The sequence below is a fragment of the Beduinella massiliensis genome (assembly GCF_900199405.1).
In the GTDB taxonomy this organism is placed as follows: Bacteria; Bacillota; Clostridia; order Christensenellales; family Aristaeellaceae; genus Beduinella; species Beduinella massiliensis.
The window spans coordinates 1815375-1832794 of sequence record NZ_LT963430.1; the positions used below are offsets into that span (position 1 = coordinate 1815375).

At 57.1% G+C, this 17420-nt stretch carries 17 protein-coding genes; 5 read left to right on the top strand and 12 right to left on the bottom strand.

Features of this window, described 5'->3' with window-relative positions; all coding sequences use genetic code 11:
* Positions 1-32: 32 nt before the first annotated feature.
* Genes C1725_RS08885 through C1725_RS08920 form a run of 8 tightly spaced genes read right to left on the bottom strand, consistent with a single transcriptional unit; the run spans position 33 to position 10112 of the window.
* Complete coding sequence (locus tag C1725_RS08885; protein WP_102411267.1) at positions 33-1739, bottom strand: hypothetical protein; 1707 nt, start codon at positions 1737-1739, stop codon at positions 33-35.
* On the bottom strand, positions 1736-3502 hold the full coding sequence (locus C1725_RS08890; RefSeq protein ID WP_346026501.1) for an ArnT family glycosyltransferase: 1767 nt from the start codon (positions 3500-3502) through the stop codon (positions 1736-1738). The genes C1725_RS08885 and C1725_RS08890 overlap by 4 nt, the downstream gene beginning before the upstream one ends.
* 34 nt (positions 3503-3536) lie before the next feature.
* Positions 3537-5225: a glycosyltransferase family 39 protein gene (locus C1725_RS08895; protein ID WP_346026502.1), complete on the bottom strand. Its 1689-nt coding sequence runs from the start codon at positions 5223-5225 to the stop codon at positions 3537-3539.
* Complete coding sequence (locus tag C1725_RS08900; protein ID WP_346026503.1) at positions 5222-7009, bottom strand: ArnT family glycosyltransferase; 1788 nt, start codon at positions 7007-7009, stop codon at positions 5222-5224. Before C1725_RS08900 ends, C1725_RS08895 begins: the two co-directional genes overlap by 4 nt.
* Positions 7010-7028: 19 nt before the next feature.
* Entirely contained in the window at positions 7029-8225 is a 1197-nt protein-coding gene (locus C1725_RS08905; RefSeq protein ID WP_102411271.1) for an ATP-binding protein, read from the bottom strand.
* A 33-nt stretch (positions 8226-8258) separates the two neighbouring features.
* Entirely contained in the window at positions 8259-8807 is a 549-nt protein-coding gene (yfcE, locus tag C1725_RS08910) for a phosphodiesterase (protein ID WP_102411272.1), read from the bottom strand.
* 46 nt (positions 8808-8853) lie between these two features.
* On the bottom strand, positions 8854-9609 hold the full coding sequence (locus tag C1725_RS08915; RefSeq protein WP_102411273.1) for an exodeoxyribonuclease III: 756 nt from the start codon (positions 9607-9609) through the stop codon (positions 8854-8856).
* On the bottom strand, positions 9606-10112 hold the full coding sequence (locus C1725_RS08920) for a hypothetical protein (protein ID WP_102411274.1): 507 nt from the start codon (positions 10110-10112) through the stop codon (positions 9606-9608). The genes C1725_RS08915 and C1725_RS08920 overlap by 4 nt, the downstream gene beginning before the upstream one ends.
* Before the next feature lie 117 nt (positions 10113-10229).
* Between C1725_RS08920 and C1725_RS08925 the strand changes: the two genes are divergently transcribed.
* Both C1725_RS08925 and ytfJ read left to right on the top strand, forming a co-directional pair.
* Positions 10230-10835, top strand: a complete 606-nt coding sequence (locus tag C1725_RS08925; protein ID WP_346026504.1) for a DUF2953 domain-containing protein — start codon at positions 10230-10232, stop codon at positions 10833-10835.
* Positions 10836-10872: 37 nt separating this feature from the next.
* Positions 10873-11382: a GerW family sporulation protein gene (ytfJ, locus tag C1725_RS08930; protein ID WP_102411276.1), complete on the top strand. Its 510-nt coding sequence runs from the start codon at positions 10873-10875 to the stop codon at positions 11380-11382.
* 35 nt (positions 11383-11417) lie between these two features.
* Here the strand turns inward: ytfJ and C1725_RS08935 are convergent, their stop codons facing one another.
* Positions 11418-11633, bottom strand: coding sequence for a helix-turn-helix domain-containing protein (locus tag C1725_RS08935; RefSeq protein ID WP_102411277.1), 216 nt, complete (start codon positions 11631-11633; stop codon positions 11418-11420).
* A 135-nt stretch (positions 11634-11768) separates the two neighbouring features.
* Here C1725_RS08935 and C1725_RS08940 point away from each other — a divergent pair, with 135 nt between their 5' ends.
* Positions 11769-13040 carry a diguanylate cyclase gene (locus tag C1725_RS08940; protein ID WP_102411278.1) on the top strand — a complete coding sequence of 424 codons (1272 nt, stop codon included), beginning with the start codon at positions 11769-11771 and terminating at the stop codon, positions 13038-13040.
* A gap of 160 nt (positions 13041-13200) precedes the next feature.
* On the opposite strand, the gene C1725_RS08945 is transcribed toward C1725_RS08940, so the two are convergent.
* From C1725_RS08945 to hisS, 3 genes are all read right to left on the bottom strand, one after another.
* Positions 13201-13416 (bottom strand): helix-turn-helix domain-containing protein, encoded by a 216-nt coding sequence (locus tag C1725_RS08945; protein ID WP_102411279.1) that lies wholly within the window; start codon positions 13414-13416, stop codon positions 13201-13203.
* A gap of 3 nt (positions 13417-13419) precedes the next feature.
* On the bottom strand, positions 13420-14082 hold the full coding sequence (locus C1725_RS08950) for a DUF3796 domain-containing protein (protein ID WP_102411280.1): 663 nt from the start codon (positions 14080-14082) through the stop codon (positions 13420-13422).
* Between the two features lie 285 nt (positions 14083-14367).
* Positions 14368-15615 (bottom strand): histidine--tRNA ligase, encoded by a 1248-nt coding sequence (gene hisS, locus C1725_RS08955; RefSeq protein WP_102411281.1) that lies wholly within the window; start codon positions 15613-15615, stop codon positions 14368-14370.
* A gap of 125 nt (positions 15616-15740) precedes the next feature.
* Here hisS and C1725_RS08960 point away from each other — a divergent pair, with 125 nt between their 5' ends.
* Together C1725_RS08960 and C1725_RS08965 are read left to right on the top strand one after the other, a co-directional pair.
* Entirely contained in the window at positions 15741-16856 is a 1116-nt protein-coding gene (locus C1725_RS08960) for a D-alanyl-D-alanine carboxypeptidase family protein (protein WP_346026505.1), read from the top strand.
* Between the two features lie 11 nt (positions 16857-16867).
* Positions 16868-17419: a GNAT family N-acetyltransferase gene (locus tag C1725_RS08965; protein ID WP_102411283.1), complete on the top strand. Its 552-nt coding sequence runs from the start codon at positions 16868-16870 to the stop codon at positions 17417-17419.
* The last annotated feature ends 1 nt before the right edge of the window (position 17420 follow it).

Sequence of the window (17420 nt, forward strand, 5' to 3'; positions counted from 1 at the left end):
GGATGCTCTTCATGACATGCAAGAAGACGTCGTTAAGGCTCCATTTCACCAAAGGCGGCGATGGGGGTGAGCACGCAATAGTCTTCAAATTCCGCATAGTTAAAGACAGCGTAATCGAACGTATCAAAGTCTGAATAGCGGCCTACGTAAGCAGTGCGGCCAGACGTATCGGGTGTCAGTCCGGGAAAATAAGCGATTGTCAGGAGAGATTCGTCCTGCGGTCTTTCGTTCAGAGCGTAAATTCCGTAGGCACGGGCTGTTTGGTGAGGAGCGCTGCTTGGATGAATTTCCTGAGAAAGGACCACATCGTCCGGTGCAAGCTTTTTAGCATACTGAATCGATTCCACAAGCCCCGGGTGATACTGATCTCCTGTCGAGGCCATATAGTCCTCACCGAAATATCCGGTGATCAGGGGAAAAGCCGTAAGGACGAGCAGCGCGATTGCCGCGATCCCGCTAAGGCGAACCCGCCTGACGGTTTCAAAGAGGCCGATACAGGAGACGATTGTTACCGCTGCGTGCGCGAAGAGGAATTCCTGGCTGTCCATGGAGGGGAAGAGGAGTTGTAGAACGAAGGACATGCCCAATAGCGCGAGAGGCATACCAGCACCGTGTTTTTTGCTTTGCAGCGCAGAAACCAAAACACAAGAACCCACCAATAAAAAGGGAATCAGAAAGGCATAGGCGGAGGCTTGATTCCAAGGCGTCCATACGCCGGAAGGCGTAAATTCGTCTGTGTGGATGTTTAGGGTAAGCCATCCGATCCACGAGATGAAGTTCTGCCGGAGGGCGGAACCTACAGCTTCAACGCCGCCTGAACCGAGAGCGCTGTGCACAAAGCTAGAGGGGAGGTCGAAGTGTTCAATGCGCATGAACAGGAACTGAAAGGGATTCAGGCCGAACAGATTTACGGCCGCAACGCAGAACGACGGAAGGGATAAAAGCAGAAACATGCCAGCTGCGCCCAATATGTGCACGGGATTGCTCCGCTGCTTGACAAGCGAATAAACTGTGTATCCGATCATGAAGACGGGAACTGCGATCCACGAGACATCCACCGTATACATAGAGGCAGCCAGCGCGGCCGCTCCACCGTACAGAAAAAACAGGCTTTTTTTCGTGCGAGCTTGAGAGGCCGCGAGCCAATAGACGCCCAGCAACAGGAAAAAGAGAAAGGCGTGAGCCGCTGTGCCGAACCGCGCGCTCATAAAAGCCCAGGGGGCGAGCGCGCCCATGAATAGCGCGAGCAATGCGCCGCCTTTGCCGCACACCCGATAAACCCACGCCGCCATCAAGACGAGGCAGCCCATCGCCATCAACAGCGCAGGCAGGCGCACCGCGAGCGCAGACATGCCGAAGACAGATACAAATGGCGCGGTAAGAAGCGGTGTCAGAATGCCCATGGAGCCGAGCGATCCAGCGCCTTTGAGGTATGGCGGCAGAAGACTGCCGTTCAGGTCACGTCCGGTAGCAGTAAGCCATCGGGCAGAGGCTGCGATAAATGCTTCGTCGGCGGATAGCGGCGTGGGATAGGTAGTGAGCCGATATGTGCGCAGTGCAAACGCAAGCAGCAGAAGGAGCGCGCCGAGGAACAGAAACCGCCGCTCTATAAGGCGGACGGCGGCGTCACGTAGGCGCGAAAGTCCCCGGCATTTTTGAAGGGCGCCTGTCACCGGCGGGGATGCAGCTGCCAAGCACAGGGCTAAGGCAGCGAGCATGGTCGCAAAATCCAATGTCATGGCAGATCCTCTCCTTGTTTTGTCATGTATTGCGTCGGATAGGCAAGCGCGCCGTCATAAAAGCGGAGCAGTGTAAATCCTTCCTCGTCGAATGTATCAAGGTCTGAAGCGCGCAGAACGTACGCGGCGTTTTCTTCGGGATCATACTCAAAGGGGCCGTCTGATTCGTACCAGAACTCGTAGGTATCTGCATACATCTTGCCGGAAGGCAGGGGTTCTTCTCCTCTCCACTGCGGTGCTTTGATTGCGTGAAAGTAAAGTACGCGAAGTTCGGCGGCCGTCACTTCATCTTCATCTTCACCAACGCGAACATACATATGTTCAAAAGGCAAATCCTTTGCATAGATGATCGAGCGCGTTTCTCCATAGCGTGTGGTCGAAGTGTTTCCGTACATCTGCGTTTCGCTGCTGAACAACATTGCGCCGCAGCCCACTGCGGCGACGCCATAGAGCAACACGAGAGGGAGCGTAAAGGCTTTTACCCTATGGCACATAAAGTACAGCGCATAACAGATTAGGAGAATAAGCGGAAAGTAACTGCCGTTGATGCGCCATACGTGTCCTCCAATCGTGCATAAACCGGCAAAAAACACGCTCATCATGAGGATGAGCAGGATGTAGCCGTTCGTGACCGACAGGCCGTCGGATGTCCATTCGCATCCGTTCAGCATGCCCGTACGACGCTTGCGCCATAGAAGTATGCCGCCGAGCAGCATCATGGGACCGGAAAAAGTGAAGAGCGTGTGGTATCCCTTGATGCTGAAATTTTCCGAATAACCCTGCTGAAAGAGCGTATTGCCCAGATATTGCGTAAAGTCACCATAGATGCGCGCAAAGAAAGGCTCATCAGCAAAAAAAACGATATCGGCTTTGCGCACGGATTCACTGAAATACTGCATCGTAATGGGGCCTAATTGCATCGTATCCAAGCCGAAAGCATTGATTACCATCGTCATAAGGATAGGTCCTGCGACGACTAAATAGACGGCCACACAGCCAACGAGTTCGAGTGGGCGTACCTTGCCGCGCAGAAGCAAATAGGCCGCAAGAAGGACGAGCAGCGGGGGAACGGTGTACATGGCGATACCGTACGTATACATCGTGAGACCGAAGAGCGCCATGGAGACGTAGAGCATCGGCTTTTTCTCGACCCCTGCGGCCAGCGCGTCGCAGGAGAAGAGCAATAAAATCGAAAAGAAATTCGCGTCGATGGACCATCTGGATAGCATAATGTGCCAGGGGCATACAGCGCAAAAGTACAACGCAATTAGCGCATAATTTCGACCTGCGATTCTGCGGGCAAAATCCCAAAGGACAAAAAGTGAGGCGAGCGCAAGCACGAGCGCGGGAAGACGCAGCGCGACGAGAGAGGGCTCCATAAAATGTAAAAATAAAGAAGAAAAATAGGCCAAAAAGGCGCTTTGCTGGCCGTAGCCCCATCCCCAGAGCATAGCGGGATACGATGTGCCAAAACGGTCCGTACCGTAGAGCGAGAGCGCATATGCATCTGCGCCAGACATTACTTCGTCACACTGTGCCCCCGCCGGGATGTTCGGCCATTGATAAAGACGAAGGAACAATGCGATCAAAACGGCGAGGACAAAAAGGACGACATAATACCTCCTTGTCAATCGGGTCAGAATCGCGTTTAAAGCCTTAACTGGTCGGAAAGCATTGATTTTTACGGTCAACCGGTCGCTTATCGCGACCAAAAAAAGCAGGGTCAAAATGATACAAAATATTGTGCTGCTGGTTCCCGGCACGTATATTCACCTCACTTTAAAGTTTTTAAGGGATTTAGGGAGGAGAACCCCCCGATTCCTCCGAAGCAATTGGAGTTAAAACCGTGTACAACCCGAAGTCGTCAAAGTCGAACAAATCCCAGTCAAAAAAATCCAGATCATCCTGCGATGCGATGTAAACGGTGTTTCTATCGAATTCCCTGTTTGTTTCATCCAGGCCGGTAACACAGTAGGCTTGCTCTTTCCCAAGAGGCGCGGAAGCTGGCAGATCGAAAGCAAAGCGCGTCATGGCTTCGCCGAGACGCTGCGCGTCCACGCATGGGTACATGCGCGAGGTGACCACGATCTGCTCCGGGGCAGTCGATTCGGCAAAGCGAGCCGCTTCCATGAAGCCGGTGCGAAATTCGCTTTCCGTGTCGTAAGCATAGCTGCCATTCCAATAAGACGATACCATCAGCGAACCGGAGACGATGTAGAGCGCAGTGAACCCCAGAATACTGAGACGCATACGGCGGCTGAGCGTACAAATGGCAAATGCAACGAGCAGCGTGACGGGCAGATAAAGTATAAAGAGGTGTTCGATGCTGAGCGTCGGACAAAGCAGACGCGGCAACGCGCACAGGCAGGTCAAAAGAATGAGCAGGACAAAGGGTGCCTCTTGCCGATGGGCGTGACCGAACGCGCCGAGCAGGCCGGTTAGAAGCATCGGAAGCGAGAACAGATAGATCAAACCTGAATTGTACAGAAGGTAGGAATTGGTTCCGCCAAAATCATCCGACTTGACAGCGCAGATGAGCCATTCCAGCAGCGCAAAGAACGTGTCTTCAATCGCATTGAAGGAAAACCCGGATTGAAAGATCGTATGAAGGACCTGCGGAGATACCGGAAGCGCCGGAATGGTCAAGCCCAGCAATGAAATGGACGGGCGTCCCATAAGGTTCAACCAGATTGTCAAAAAAGCGGGCAACGAGATTAAAAAGTAGAGGGATAGAGAAGTTACGAGACGCCTTGCTTTCGCTTTCCTCTTACAGCCGAGATAGATCGAATAGCCGGCGATAAGCAAGGGTGAGACAAGCCAGAAACTGTCGCTCAGATACATCGAAAGACCGAAGATAACGCCTGCAATCAGGAGACGCCCACTGAGAAGCATCAGACAGCCCACCGTCAGCAGGGTGAGCGCGGCCAGCGGAACGTTCAAAAAGCGGGAAGCGGCGATATGCCAAGGGGAAAGCGTCAGAACGAACAACGTGCATAACGCCATCGCCCGTCCACCCATTTTTTTTGCCAACAGATACCCAAACACGAGGGAAGACATGCCGATGAGCAGGGCAGGCAGTCGCACGCCCCAGAATGAAAGGCCGAGGATTGACGTAAACAGGGTGGTCAGAAGGGGAAGCAACGGCCCCATGGCCGTGCTCGCCCCATAACCGGGCAGGAAGACGGGAAGGTGCGTGCCCGCCATGTCCGTTCGGGTTTGGACGAGCGCGCGTCCCTGAACAGCGATCAGCATTTCATCCGCGCTGAGGCCCGTGGGAACCTGCCGAAGCAGAGAAAAGCGAAGCGTAGCGCCAACAAAAAGCAAAAGGGTAAAACAGACCCACTCATACCTTTCAAGAAAGCTGGCGCACGTTTTACGCAGGCGCGTCAGGCAAGCGCTTTGTACAAGAAGACGATTCGCGCGGGGCGATCCGCCGAGAGCGCAGAGAATGCATCCGGCAGCAAACAGCGATAAACCGAGCGTCATTTTGTTTCCTCCTCTCCGTCCGGCATCAGAGCGTTCGGATAGACGACCGCGTAGCTGAGAAAGCGCTTGATGGAGAACGCAGCCGGATCGAACTGTGTGAGCGCAAATTCCGGAACCACATAGGCTGCGTTTTCTTCGGGATCCGGCTCGTAGTCGCCGTAATCCGGAGGCCATATCTCAAAGACATCCTGATAATAGCCGATGGGATCACCGTTTGCGCCGACGATTTCCTCTTCCCCCTGATACTGAGAAGGCGTGAGGCCGAAAGCGTAGAGCACGCGAACAGTTGGAGCATCGTATTGATAGTAATCGCTGTCCGCGGGGGCGTTGGTGGTCAAGTACAGGTGTTCAAAAGGGAGCGTCCGCGCGTAGGACAGAGCCTGGTACTGGCCAGAGGGGGAATCCTGTGAGTCCGTTGCGACCGAATTTTCGGAAAGATAGGTCGGAAAGAAGACGGCAAAAGCGGCGATATAAAGCGCCGCAAAGAGCGGAACGAGCAGACGAACGCGGCGGCATGCCCACCAGATGGCGTAAGCCGCGAGCAGGGTGAGCGGGTAGTAAATGGCATTTGCGCGCCAGGCGGTCACACTGTTGGTGATTATGCAGCCAGCGAAAGCGCAGAGCGTCCAGACGAGGATTAAAAAGCCGCCGCGGACGTGCAGTGAACCGTCGGAATGCACCTTTTCGGCGAGCTCGCCGCTTCGACGCGCACGCCAGAAGAGGAAAAGTCCGAAGCACAGCAACGGGGCACTAAAGGGATAGAGCGCCCCGAAACGCGTATCTACCCCCAGCGCGCGCGATGACTGCAGGAAGGTAATGCGAAGCGCGCATAGCAGATTGGCGTAGAGCCTTTCCATGAAGGGCTGCTCCGTAAAAAAGAGGATGTCTGAGCTGCGAACGCTGTCTTCGAAATAAGGGCAGGTGATCGGCCCTAAATGCACGGTCTCAAGCCCCAGAGCATTGATGAACAGCGTCAAGATGAGCGGAAACGACAACGTAAGGTAGATGACGGCGCACAGCAGCAAGTCCAGCGGGCGAACGACGCGGCTCGCGATCAGATAAATCGCGAGTAAAAGCAGGAGCGGCGGCACGATATAGGCAGCAACGCCGTAACAATACATCGAAAGCGAGAAAAATACCATAGAGACATAGAGGAAAGGACGGCGACGTAACCCCAGCATGAGAAAATAGACGGAAAAGAGAAGAAAATGACAAAGCATATACGCATCCAGTGCGTGACGGCTTTGCGAAATGTGCCAGGGCGAAAGGGCAAGCAGAAAAAGCGCAAGCAGGGCGTAGTATCTTCCGCAGAGCCTGCGTGCAAGGTCGTAAAAGGCGGCCATCCCAAGCAGGCTGACGATCAGCGTGGGCAGGCGCATGGCGAAGACAGAAAGCCCGAAAAGACGGGTTGAGAGGGACATCAGATAAGCCATCATCGCGCTTTGCTGACCGTATCCCCAGGCCTTCATCATGGCTGGGTAGGAGATGCCGTAGTGATCCGTGCCAAAACGAGCGAGCGCATAGCCGTCCACAACGGACATGATGCCGTCTGTATGGTAATTTGCTGGGATGCCGGGCCAGCCGTATAGGCGGCAAAACACTGCCAAGCCAAGCGTCGAGGCGAAAAAAACCCAGTAACCGCGACGAAACAGGAAAGTAACGGCATTGGACAGTCTGCCCACCAGCCGGTTGGTGCGCGAAAAACGAACCATCCACGCACTTGCCGCGACCAGTAGCGCAGCGAGGACGGCCCAGAGAAAGCTTGAAAACAGGGCAGGCGTCACATAACCACCGTCTTTCAGGTTATTGTTCGACGAGCTCCAACGCGTCGCGGAAGAAAGCGTCCATTCGATCGGTATCCTTAAAGCGAGCGATGAATACGTACTTGCCCATGCCTGCGGCGAGCACGTCCGGCAGTACGGCGGACATCATCAGGTCGCCCGCGTAGCGCTGACGAAGCGCCTCCTGCGAAAGCAGGTACGGCTTGCCGTCCTGACGCCCGACGAACGCGCAGTAGTACTTTTCCGGCCATTCGGGCTGGCGGTTCTCGTCGTAGCAGATCATGTCGGCGTAGATGCGGTATACGTCGGTGCTCAGCGCGTAGTTGTACATGTCCGGCGTGAAACCGCCGCAGGGACGCATATTGACCTCGAGCCCTACGATCGTTCCCGCGCGTCCGAGGTTTGGATGATCCTCCCACAGACGGAAGAACTCGAAGTGCACAAAGCGCGAACGCGCGCCGAACGCCTTTACGCAACGCCGCCCCGCGTCGCGCAGGTCGTCCGGCAGGCGCGGCAGGATGGTAAAGTGCTGCGGATCGCCCGCGTTGACCGCCTCCATGATGGAGTAGGGGACGTAATCGCCGCTTTCAAAGAGCGGTTCGCCTTCAGAATTTAAAATCGCGTCGTAAGAGCAGATCGCACCGTATACGTACTCTTCCATAATATAGGGAACGGATGGCGGGCTTTCGTAAAAGCGGCGCAGCTCGTCGTCCGAACAGAGCTTGTACGTGGCACAAGCGCCCACGCCGTTGTCGGGCTTCACGATGACAGGATAACCGACCTGCGCGACGAAGGCGCGAGCCGCGTCGAGCGTCGAGACCATGTGATAGCGCGCAGTGGGAACGCCCGCCCTTTCATAGCAGGCTTTCATGAGGCTTTTGTGCTTGACCTGCGGCATGTCCGCGGGCATAAAGCCGGATGTGATATGAAAGGCCTCACGCAGACGGGCATCCTGCTCCAGCCAGTACTCGTTGTTGGATTCCAGCCAGTCGATCTTGCCGTAGCGGTGAATGAAATACGCTACGCCGCGCAGGACGGATTCGTAATCCTCCAGGCTGGCGACGCGGTAATAGTCGGTCAGCGCGCTGCGCAGGCTGTCGGTCAGCTGCTCGTAAGGGGTGTCCGCGATGCCCAGCACCGTGACGCCGTGCTCCTTGAGCGCTGTGCAGAAGCGCTCATAATTGGCGGGAAAATGTGGGGAGATAAAGACAAAGTTCATGCGTTCTCGCTTCCTTTTGTGATATGCGCCGCCTCAGATGCGGCTGTCGTAGGCGGTGATAACCGTTCCGTCGAGTTCCTTGATGGTAAACAGGCCGTCTTCCCAGACCATGTAGGATTTCGGATTGCCCTCCTTGGGCAGCGCGGCGGAGCCGGGATTGATGTAGGTAATTCCCGCCTTTTGCTGCACGGTGAGCACGTGCGTGTGTCCATGGATCAGCAGGTCGCCGTCCTTCAGGGGCGGAAGCGATGAGAGGTTGAAAACGTGCCCGTGCGTCACAAATGCAGCGCGCCCGGCAAGATCCAGCAGCATGCAATCCGCGGTAATCGGGAATTCCAGCACCATTTGGTCGACCTCCGCGTCGCAGTTTCCCCGCACGCAGAGAATTTCCTTTTTGGCGTCGTTGAGCAGGCGAATGACCGCCTTCGGGTCATAATCGGCGGGCAGGTCGTTGCGCGGACCGTGATAGAGCAGGTCGCCCAGCAGTATGAGGCGGGACGCCCCTTCAGCGGCATAGCGTGCGAGCACCTGTTCGGCCGCGCCGCGCGAGCCGTGAATGTCGGATGCAAACAGGTATTTCATGAGAAATCCTCCTACTATAAAAGAACGGTGTCGTCCAGCAGGTGCGTCATAGTTCGATTTCAAGCACTACAGGGCAGTGATCGCTTCCGTATACGTCCGCGTCGATGCGTGCCTCGCGGATGCGGTCCTTGACGCGCTCGGAGACGAGAAAGTAATCAATGCGCCATCCGGCGTTGTTCTTTCTGGCGTTGAACATATAGGACCACCAGGAATAGCAGCCGGTCTTGTCCGGATAGAGGTGGCGGAACGTATCGACAAAACCGCTCTCAAGCGTCCGGGTCATCTGTTCGCGTTCCTCATCCGTAAAGCCCGCGTTTCCGGCATTGGACTTGGCGTTCTTCAGGTCGATTTCCTTGTGCGCGACGTTCATATCCCCACAGACGATGACGGGCTTTTGCGCATCGAGCGCCTTGAGGTACGCGCGGAAGTCCTCTTCCCATCGCATGCGGTAGGAAAGACGGGTGAGCTCACGCTGAGCGTTGGGCGTATAGACGGTGACGAGAAAAAAACCTTCATATTCCAGGGTGATGACGCGCCCCTCTTGATCGTGCTCCTCGATTCCGAGGCCGTAACGCACGCTGCGCGGGGATTCTTTGGCGAAAATGGCGGTGCCGGAGTAGCCCTTTTTGACGGCGCTGTTCCAGTACTGCAAGTATCCCTCCGTGGGGACTTCCGCCTGACCTTCCTGCATCTTGGTCTCCTGCAGGCAAAAGAAGTCGGCCTGCTGTGCGGCGAAATAGTCCATAAATCCCTTGCCGAGACAGGCGCGCAGGCCATTGACGTTCCAGGAAATCAGTTTCATGCGCTTTGCTCCTTCTTGGAAATGCGTTCTTCGATGTCTTGGTACATCTTATCAAACCCTGTGTTGTGTTTCAGTGCGCGCGCCCTTTCAAGCTGCGTCCGGGCCTCTTTGACGTTGCCCAGTTCGGTTTGAATATGAGCCACGATGCCGTAATAATAGCTGCGGTTGTTGTCGTTTCCAAGGGCTTCGGGGTTGAGCTTTTGGGAGAGCGCCAGCGCCGTATCCGCAGGATAGGCGGGCTCGGCGGGCAGTGCGAGGATGCTCAGCATGTAGTACCAGGCGCGCCGGAAGGGAAGCAGCAGACAGGGAAACGTGATTTTCAAATAGAACTGGGCTAGACGGCGGTGCCCCGTCTGTATCATGCGCTCCGCAAGTCCTACGAAGCCATAGAGCAGATACCAAAGCACGGCGAGGGCGAGCATGAGCCAGAGCTTGCCCAGCACGAAACAGGCGAGGAACAGGAGCAGAATGACGTATTCAAAGTTTTCGAGGATCTTGTACATGGGGGAAGGCCTCCATTTCCAAATTCAGTGCTTTTTATTATACACGCCCGCCGGACAAAAGAAAAGACGTATCAAACGAAGAACATGAGGGAAGAACAGGAATGCGGGGGTGAAGACATGGTATATGTGACGACGTTTTTATACGCGTTGCTGTTGGTGCCGCTTCATATCAGCGCGCGGCTGGACATCGGGGAACGGTCGACCGTGCAGCTCAAGCTGCGCGCGCTGTTTTGGACGCTGCGCTTCGACGGCGTCATCGAAAGGGGAAAGAGCGGCCTCTTTTTTTCCATTCGCCCGCGCGGCAAGGACGGAGAGGAAGGCTCGCCAATCGACGTGCCGGCGCGCACGCTTATTCGGCCGATACTGAAAAACAGGCGAGCCCGCGCCTACATCGAGCGGCACGTGCGCGTAGACAAACTGGTTGCCAAGGCGCGCGTGGGTATGGAGGAAGCTGCGAACACCGCGCGCGTATGCGGCCTGCTCTCCTGTACATTGGCGCCGCTCTCGCGCTTGATTCAAAAAAAGATGCGCGTGACGCCGCACTTTGGCGTCGCGCCGGACTTTTCGCACTCCGTGTTCCTGATGAACGCACAGTGCATAATCGTCGTGCTGCCGGGGGACATTATGGCCACGGTAGCGCTCGGCATGCTGCACAGCATCCGGCTGTCGGCGCAGCGCGCTGCGCTGCGCGCGCACGCGGACGTGACGCGTATTCCGTCCTAGATACAGGGCGGCGAAATCGGAAAGAGGCGAAGAAGATATGGACAGGCATCCTATTGAAAGCCTGATGGGGACAACGATGGAAAATATCCGCGATATGGTGGATGTAAACACCGTCGTGGGCGATCCCGTGCAGACGACGGAGGGCGTGACGATCATCCCCATCTCGCGCGTATCCTTTGGCTTTGTCGCAGGCGGCGGCGAGTACAGCGTGGACGGTAAGGGGCAGATCAAGAGCGCAAACGTGGACGAAGCGCTTCCCTTTGCGGGCGGCAGCGGCGCAGGCGTATCGGTCAACCCCGTGGGTTTCCTCGTGTCGGGGGGCGGACAGGTAAAACTGCTTTCTGCCAACTACGCGACGCCGGTGGATCGCATGGTGGAAATGATTCCACAGGTCGTTGGCGACCTGAAGAACATGCTCTGCGACGACGAGGAAGAGGAACCGAAGCAAAGCAAGAAGAAAGCGAAAAAGGAAGAAGCGCCGCAGGCCTTTACCGTGACGCCGCTTCCCAAGGATCTGGAAAAACAGTTCGAAGAGGGCAATGATTAAAGGGGACGGGCGCGGCGGCGCCCGTCCCCTTTCGTTCAATCCTGCCGGTATACGCCGAGCCCGAGTACCCAGTCCGCGCTCACGCGGTAAAAGCGGCAAAGCGTGATAAAATGGCGCAGCGGAATTTCATTAACCCCATTTTCATACCGTGAGTACACCTGCTGCGTCGTCCCCAGGATATGGGCTACGTCCGCTTGCGTCAGGTCGTTGTCCTCCCGCAGACCACGCAGGATGTCCAGATAGTTTTTCATGCGAGATGCCTCATTACTTTTTCTGTATGAGGCTATTATTGCCCACATCATATGTGGCGTATTGACTTTACATCAAATCTGGTGTAAAATCGAGCAAACTGGGCTTATAGGCACAGAAGCGGGGAGGGTTGCCGTATGGGAGAACGGGAAAACATGGAGCGTCGGGCGGCGGCCTTCGTGCGGGCCTATCTGAGACGGTATTATAGCGCCGGTGCGGACGAAAGCCTCACCGAGGCGCTTTCGCAGGACGTCTCGTGGATTGATGAGACGGACTACGCGTTGGGCGAGGCAGGTGTGCGCGCGCTGATCGAAAGACGGAGAAATGCGGCGCAGAGCATGGCGCTGGCGGAGGAGTCGCTGAGCGCGCGGAGTCTGGACGGGGCCCATTTCCTGGTCACGGGGCAGGCGGGTATCCTACTGCGTAATGCGGGGAAAAACGAATGCATTCGTCGTCGCGTGACGATGCTGCTTTCACGCAGGGCGACAGGCGGTTTTCTGCTGAGCCATGCGCACCTGTCCGCCCCATTGCAGGGGACTGGAAGTCTGCCGGCAGCCCTTGCGCCCGACGCGGATATCGGCAGCGGCTTTTCGCGGTGCCTGTGCGACCGTGAACACACCTATCTCTTCATAGGGAATGGCCTATTAAAGCTTCTCGGCTGCCCGCGCGACGTGTTTTTGCGCGCATCCGGCGGGACGGCGCTGGGCGCAGTTTATCCGGCGGACCGGGAGGACGTCCTGCGGCAATGGAACGCAGCGGACGAGGCAGGTGTCTATACCGCGAGATACCGGATGTGCCGGACGGATGGGGCGCCTGTCTGGGTAAAGGAAACGGGCAAGAAGAGTGTGGGCGGGGAAAAGGCTGGGCAAATTTGCAGCGTCTATACGGACATCACCGCGGAGATGGAGCACCACGAGCTGCTTCGACGTCAAATCGACAACGATTCTCTCACGGGCCTGCTCAACCATCGCGCGGCATATGACAGAGGATTGGCGCTGTTTGCGCAGGACGAGGCGCAGGACGGCTCGGTGCTGGTAATGGACGTCGATAACTTCAAAACAGTCAACGATACCCTGGGGCATTGGCAGGGAGACGACGTGCTGCGCACATTTGCGCGCATCCTGACCTACTGCGTGCCGCAGGACGCGGTGGTTGGACGTATCGGCGGAGACGAGTTTTTGGTTCTGATGAAAACGGGCGGGCAGAGCGGAGCGATGAGCGTCGCCAACGCCATTTTACAGCAGACACGGGCGGTCTTTTCGCAGCAGGGCACGGGAATCTCGTGCAGCATCGGCGCGTCGGGATCGCGGGAGGACAGACGGGGCTTTAAAGAGATCTTCAACGCGGCGGACGCGGCGCTTTATCGTGCCAAACAAAAGGGGCGGAATCGCGTGGAAGCCGCAGAATGAAGAAAAACGGGTACACGCCGAGTCATACGTGCTAAGTGAGCATTCATTTTACACGTATGACTCGAGAAAACGACCCGCCCGACCGGCAAAGCCGATCGATATGATTTTACATGACAATACTTTGCCGGTCATCCGACAGGTCTGCACCTGTTTTTTTTATTCATTCGTGCGTATTTTCCGGGAAGATAAATATTTCTTCGATCGACGCCTTGACCGCCCGCGAGATGTCGATTGCGAGCTTGAGGGAGGGGTTGTACTGCGCCTTTTCCAGACGCATGATGGTTTCGCGCCGCACCCCGACGCGAAGCGCCAGCTGCTCCTGCGTCATGTCGCTTTGAAGCCTGTACTTCTTTAACCTGCACTCAAATTCCGGCATACGTTACTCCTCGCCGTCGCCCACCGACTCGTCGTGATCCAGGCGGTAGAGCAGGTATTCGCTCAGGAAGAGCACCAACGCGATCGAAAGAGAGGTGACGATGACGAAGGCGATCAGGGTATACTCCAGATTTCCGAAAAGCGCACCCTGTCCCAGCAGGATGAGCATGAGGAAGATCACGACATACCCGACCCGGAAGGCCTGCAGCTGGGCGGTCTTTACGTTTTCACGGTAGCGTTCATCCATATAAGTGCCGGACATCTTCCCCTCGAAGAAAAAACCGAAGAAACCGAAGAAGAGAAAAAAGGCGAAGGGATAGACCGTCCTGTCGGCGCGGTAAGTGACAAATCCAAGGAGCCCCAGAAAGCCTAGGAATCCCAGGAGACCGAGCTTGGGATTGAGCCTGCGGGTCCGATGCGTGCGCGCAGTCTCTCGACTTCTACGGGCCATGGCGCGAAACAGCAGCACGAACAGATAGATCGCGTACAGCCAGAGCAGCGCGATGGAGCAGAGCATCGGCAGATCCTTAAGGTGAAAGGTATAGGTAGAAAAGTCCATCGGCGCGACGAGGCGCGATTCGTTAAAGGTGATGGCGTACAGGGACGAGAGAACCAACAGAAGTACGCTGACGATCCCCAACCCGATCGCGCGCTTGGCTTCTTTCATGGTGTTTCCTCCTTGATGGAGATATATTTATCTCTTTTTAAGAGAAATATATCACTTTTAGAGGGCGGTGTCAAGCGAAAAGATATAAATAAATCACTTTGCAATGTGAGACGTATGGATTCGCACTGCAGACACCGCCCTTCTATTTCAAGAAATGCGCCAGAATTGTCGTGATACCCACGATAAAATAGGGGCGCGACGTCTGAAAAGATGGGATTTTCGTTATACGAAAAACGAGGGAGAAGGCCATCGTGGCTTTCTCCCTCGCTCCGTTTTGCGGCCGCATTACTCGGCCTTCTGCCCGAGCTCCTTGATGTCTTCGTTGTCCGCGAAGGCGGCGGCGGCAAAGCCCGCAGCCTCCAGCGCGCCGAGCTGCTTGCCCAGCTTTTTTTGCTGCATGAGCACCGTAACCGCATAGCGCTCGCGCAGCGCTTCGGCCTTCTTCAGCACCGGCGCAAAGTCCGCGTCCGCGCGGTAGAGCAGCGCGAGCTTTTGCTTATCGGCGGGGATGACGAAGCCCTGATCCATCAAAATGCCGCAGATGCGTTCAAAGCCGATGGAAAAGCCCACAGCAGGCACCTTCTGGCCGATGAATTTGCCGATCATCTCGTCGTAGCGCCCGCCGCCGGCGACCGCGCCGGAAAAGGCAGCGCAGGTAACCTCAAAGACCATGCCCGTGTAATAGCCCTGTCCGCGCACGAGAGAGGGGCAGTAGGCGATGGCGTAACGGTCCCCGGCAAGACGGCGCACGGTGTCGAGGACCCGCTGCAGGTTTTCGCCGAGGGACCTGTCTTCGCACAGCGCGGCGACGCGCTCGAGCGCGAAGTCGCCCGCGCGCAGGAAGTCATCCAGGGCCTCTACCGCCCGTGCGGGGAAGCCCTTTTCCGTGAGCTCCGCGCGCACGCCGTCCGCGCCGACCTTGTCCAGCTTATCGAAGGTGACACATACGCTGTCCAGCGTATCGGCGGGAAAGCCCATCGTTCCGAGCATGCCGCGCAGCATGCGCCGGTCGTTGATGTTCACGGTGAAGTCGGTGAAGCCGATGGAGAGGAGCGCGCGCGCCGTCACGTCAATCAGTTCGATCTCCGCGTTAACGCTCTCGTCCCCGAGAATGTCGATGTCGCACTGCACGAATTCGCGCATCCGGCCCTTCTGCGGACGCTCGGCGCGGAAGACGCGATCGGTTTGGATTACCTTGAAGGGCGCGGGAAGGTTTGCACGGTTTGCCGCGTAATATCGGGAGAGGGGCAGCGTCAGGTCGTAGCGAAGGCCCATGTCGGATAGCTCCTTTTCGCTTCCGGAGGCGAGCGCCGCGTCGAGCTTGTCGCCGCGCTTGAGCACCTTAAAGATCAGGTTCAGGTTGTCGCCGCCGTCGCTCTTGTCGAGGTTTTCCATGTCCTCGAGCATCGGGGTGGCGATGCGTTCAAAACCGCTGGCGCGGTAGGTTTTCAAAATTTCACCCTGCACGTAATCGCGCAGGCGCATTTCGTCCGGCAGGTAGTCCCTCATGCCCTTGAGCGGCTGAATCTTCATATCGAATCGGCTCCTTTTGCGTCAGATAGCTTATGATAGCCCCATCCCGGCGTTTTTGTCAACAAAGGGATGGAGTGAAAAGCGCGTGCATAAGCTTTTTTATAGCTGCAAAGGAGTGGAGAAAGATGAAAAGATGGATCGCGGGGCTTTTCACGGCGCTGCTCGTCCTGTATAATGGAACTGCGGCGGCCGCGACGAGTGCGGCGGCCGCGTGCGTCATGGAGCAATCCACGGGCCGCGTGCTCTTTTCTTACAACGCGGACGCAAAGCTTCCCATGGCGTCGACGACCAAGGTCATGACGGCGCTGCTGGTATTCGAGCAGGGCAATCTTTCGGATGAGGTGGTCTGCACGAAGAACGCCTACGGCGTGCCGGGTACCTCGATCTATCTGAACCTCGGAGAAAAGCTGACGCTGGAACAGATGGTCACGGGGCTGATGCTCGCCTCCGGCAATGACGCGGCGGTCGCCATCGCGGAGCACCTGGGCGGCAGCGTCGAGGGCTTTGCGCAGATGATGAACGAGCGCGCCAAAGCGCTGGGGGCGGATAACACGCACTTCATCACGCCGCACGGGCTGCCCATGGAGGGGCACTACACGACCGCGCGCGACCTGACGCTGATCGCGCGCCAGGCGATGACGATTCCGCGCTTTCGCGATCTGGTCTCCACCCAGCGCGCGTCCATCCCCTGGGAAGGGCGCGATTACGACCGGCAGCTTCGCAACAAGAACCGCCTGCTGTCGGATTACCCCGGGGCTACGGGCATCAAGACCGGCTTTACGCGCGCGGCGGGGCGCTGCCTCGCGTTCGGCGCGCGACGGGACGGGATGGAGCTCGTCGGCGTGGTGCTGAACTGCGGCGACTGGTTTGACGAGGCGGAGAGGCTGATGGATACCTGCTTTGAAGCCTACGACATGCTGACGCTCTTCCGCGCTGGGCAGGATGCGCGCGCCGTCGGCGTCAGCGGCGGCATGGACCGCAGCGTGCGCGCGGTGTCGCAGACGAGCCTTTCAGTCCCTGTGCGCGAGGGCGAAGAGGCGAAGCTCGTCGTCGATTTGCCGGATACCGTACAGGCCCCGGTCTACGCGGGCATGGAGCTTGGCACCGCCAGCGCAGTGCTGAACGGTGAGACGCTTTTGACCGTGCCGCTGGTCGCCGCGCGCAGCGTACAGGCGGAATCCTTTATGACGAACATCAAGACCATCCTGCTGCACTGGCCTTTGCTTGGCGGCGCGAGATGAAGGAGTAACCGATGAAGATCGTACGAATGGATGAAAACAACGCCCATCTTTTAAATACGCTGGACGCCCGCCATCTCGTCAGCGAGGTGGCGACGCTGCGGCTTGCGCGCGGCGGTTTTTCGCTGGAATACAAGCCGCTCGCATCCTCTGTGTGGAGGCGGGCCGCGGAGAACGAACAGATTACGGCGGAGGGCTTTCTCGGCCGCCGGGATCGGGACGTCTTTTTCGGCTACCTGGAAGGCGCGCTCTGCGGGCAGATGGTGCTTGCGCAGAACTGGAATCAGATGGCGCTCGTGCTCGATGTACGGGTGGACATCCCCGCCCGCCGCAAGGGCCTGGGGCGCGAGCTCATGGACGTGGCGATGGACTGGGCGGGACTGCACGGCATGGAGGGTGTCATGGTGGAAACACAGGACGCTAACCCCGCTGCATGCCAGTTTTTGGAGCACTGCGGCTTTACGCTTTGCGGCGTGGATTGCATGCTCTACGCGGGGCTGGCGCGAAAGAGCGAAAAGGCGTCCCCTTTGCTGGACAGCGCGCTGTTCTACTATAAGATGATCTGAC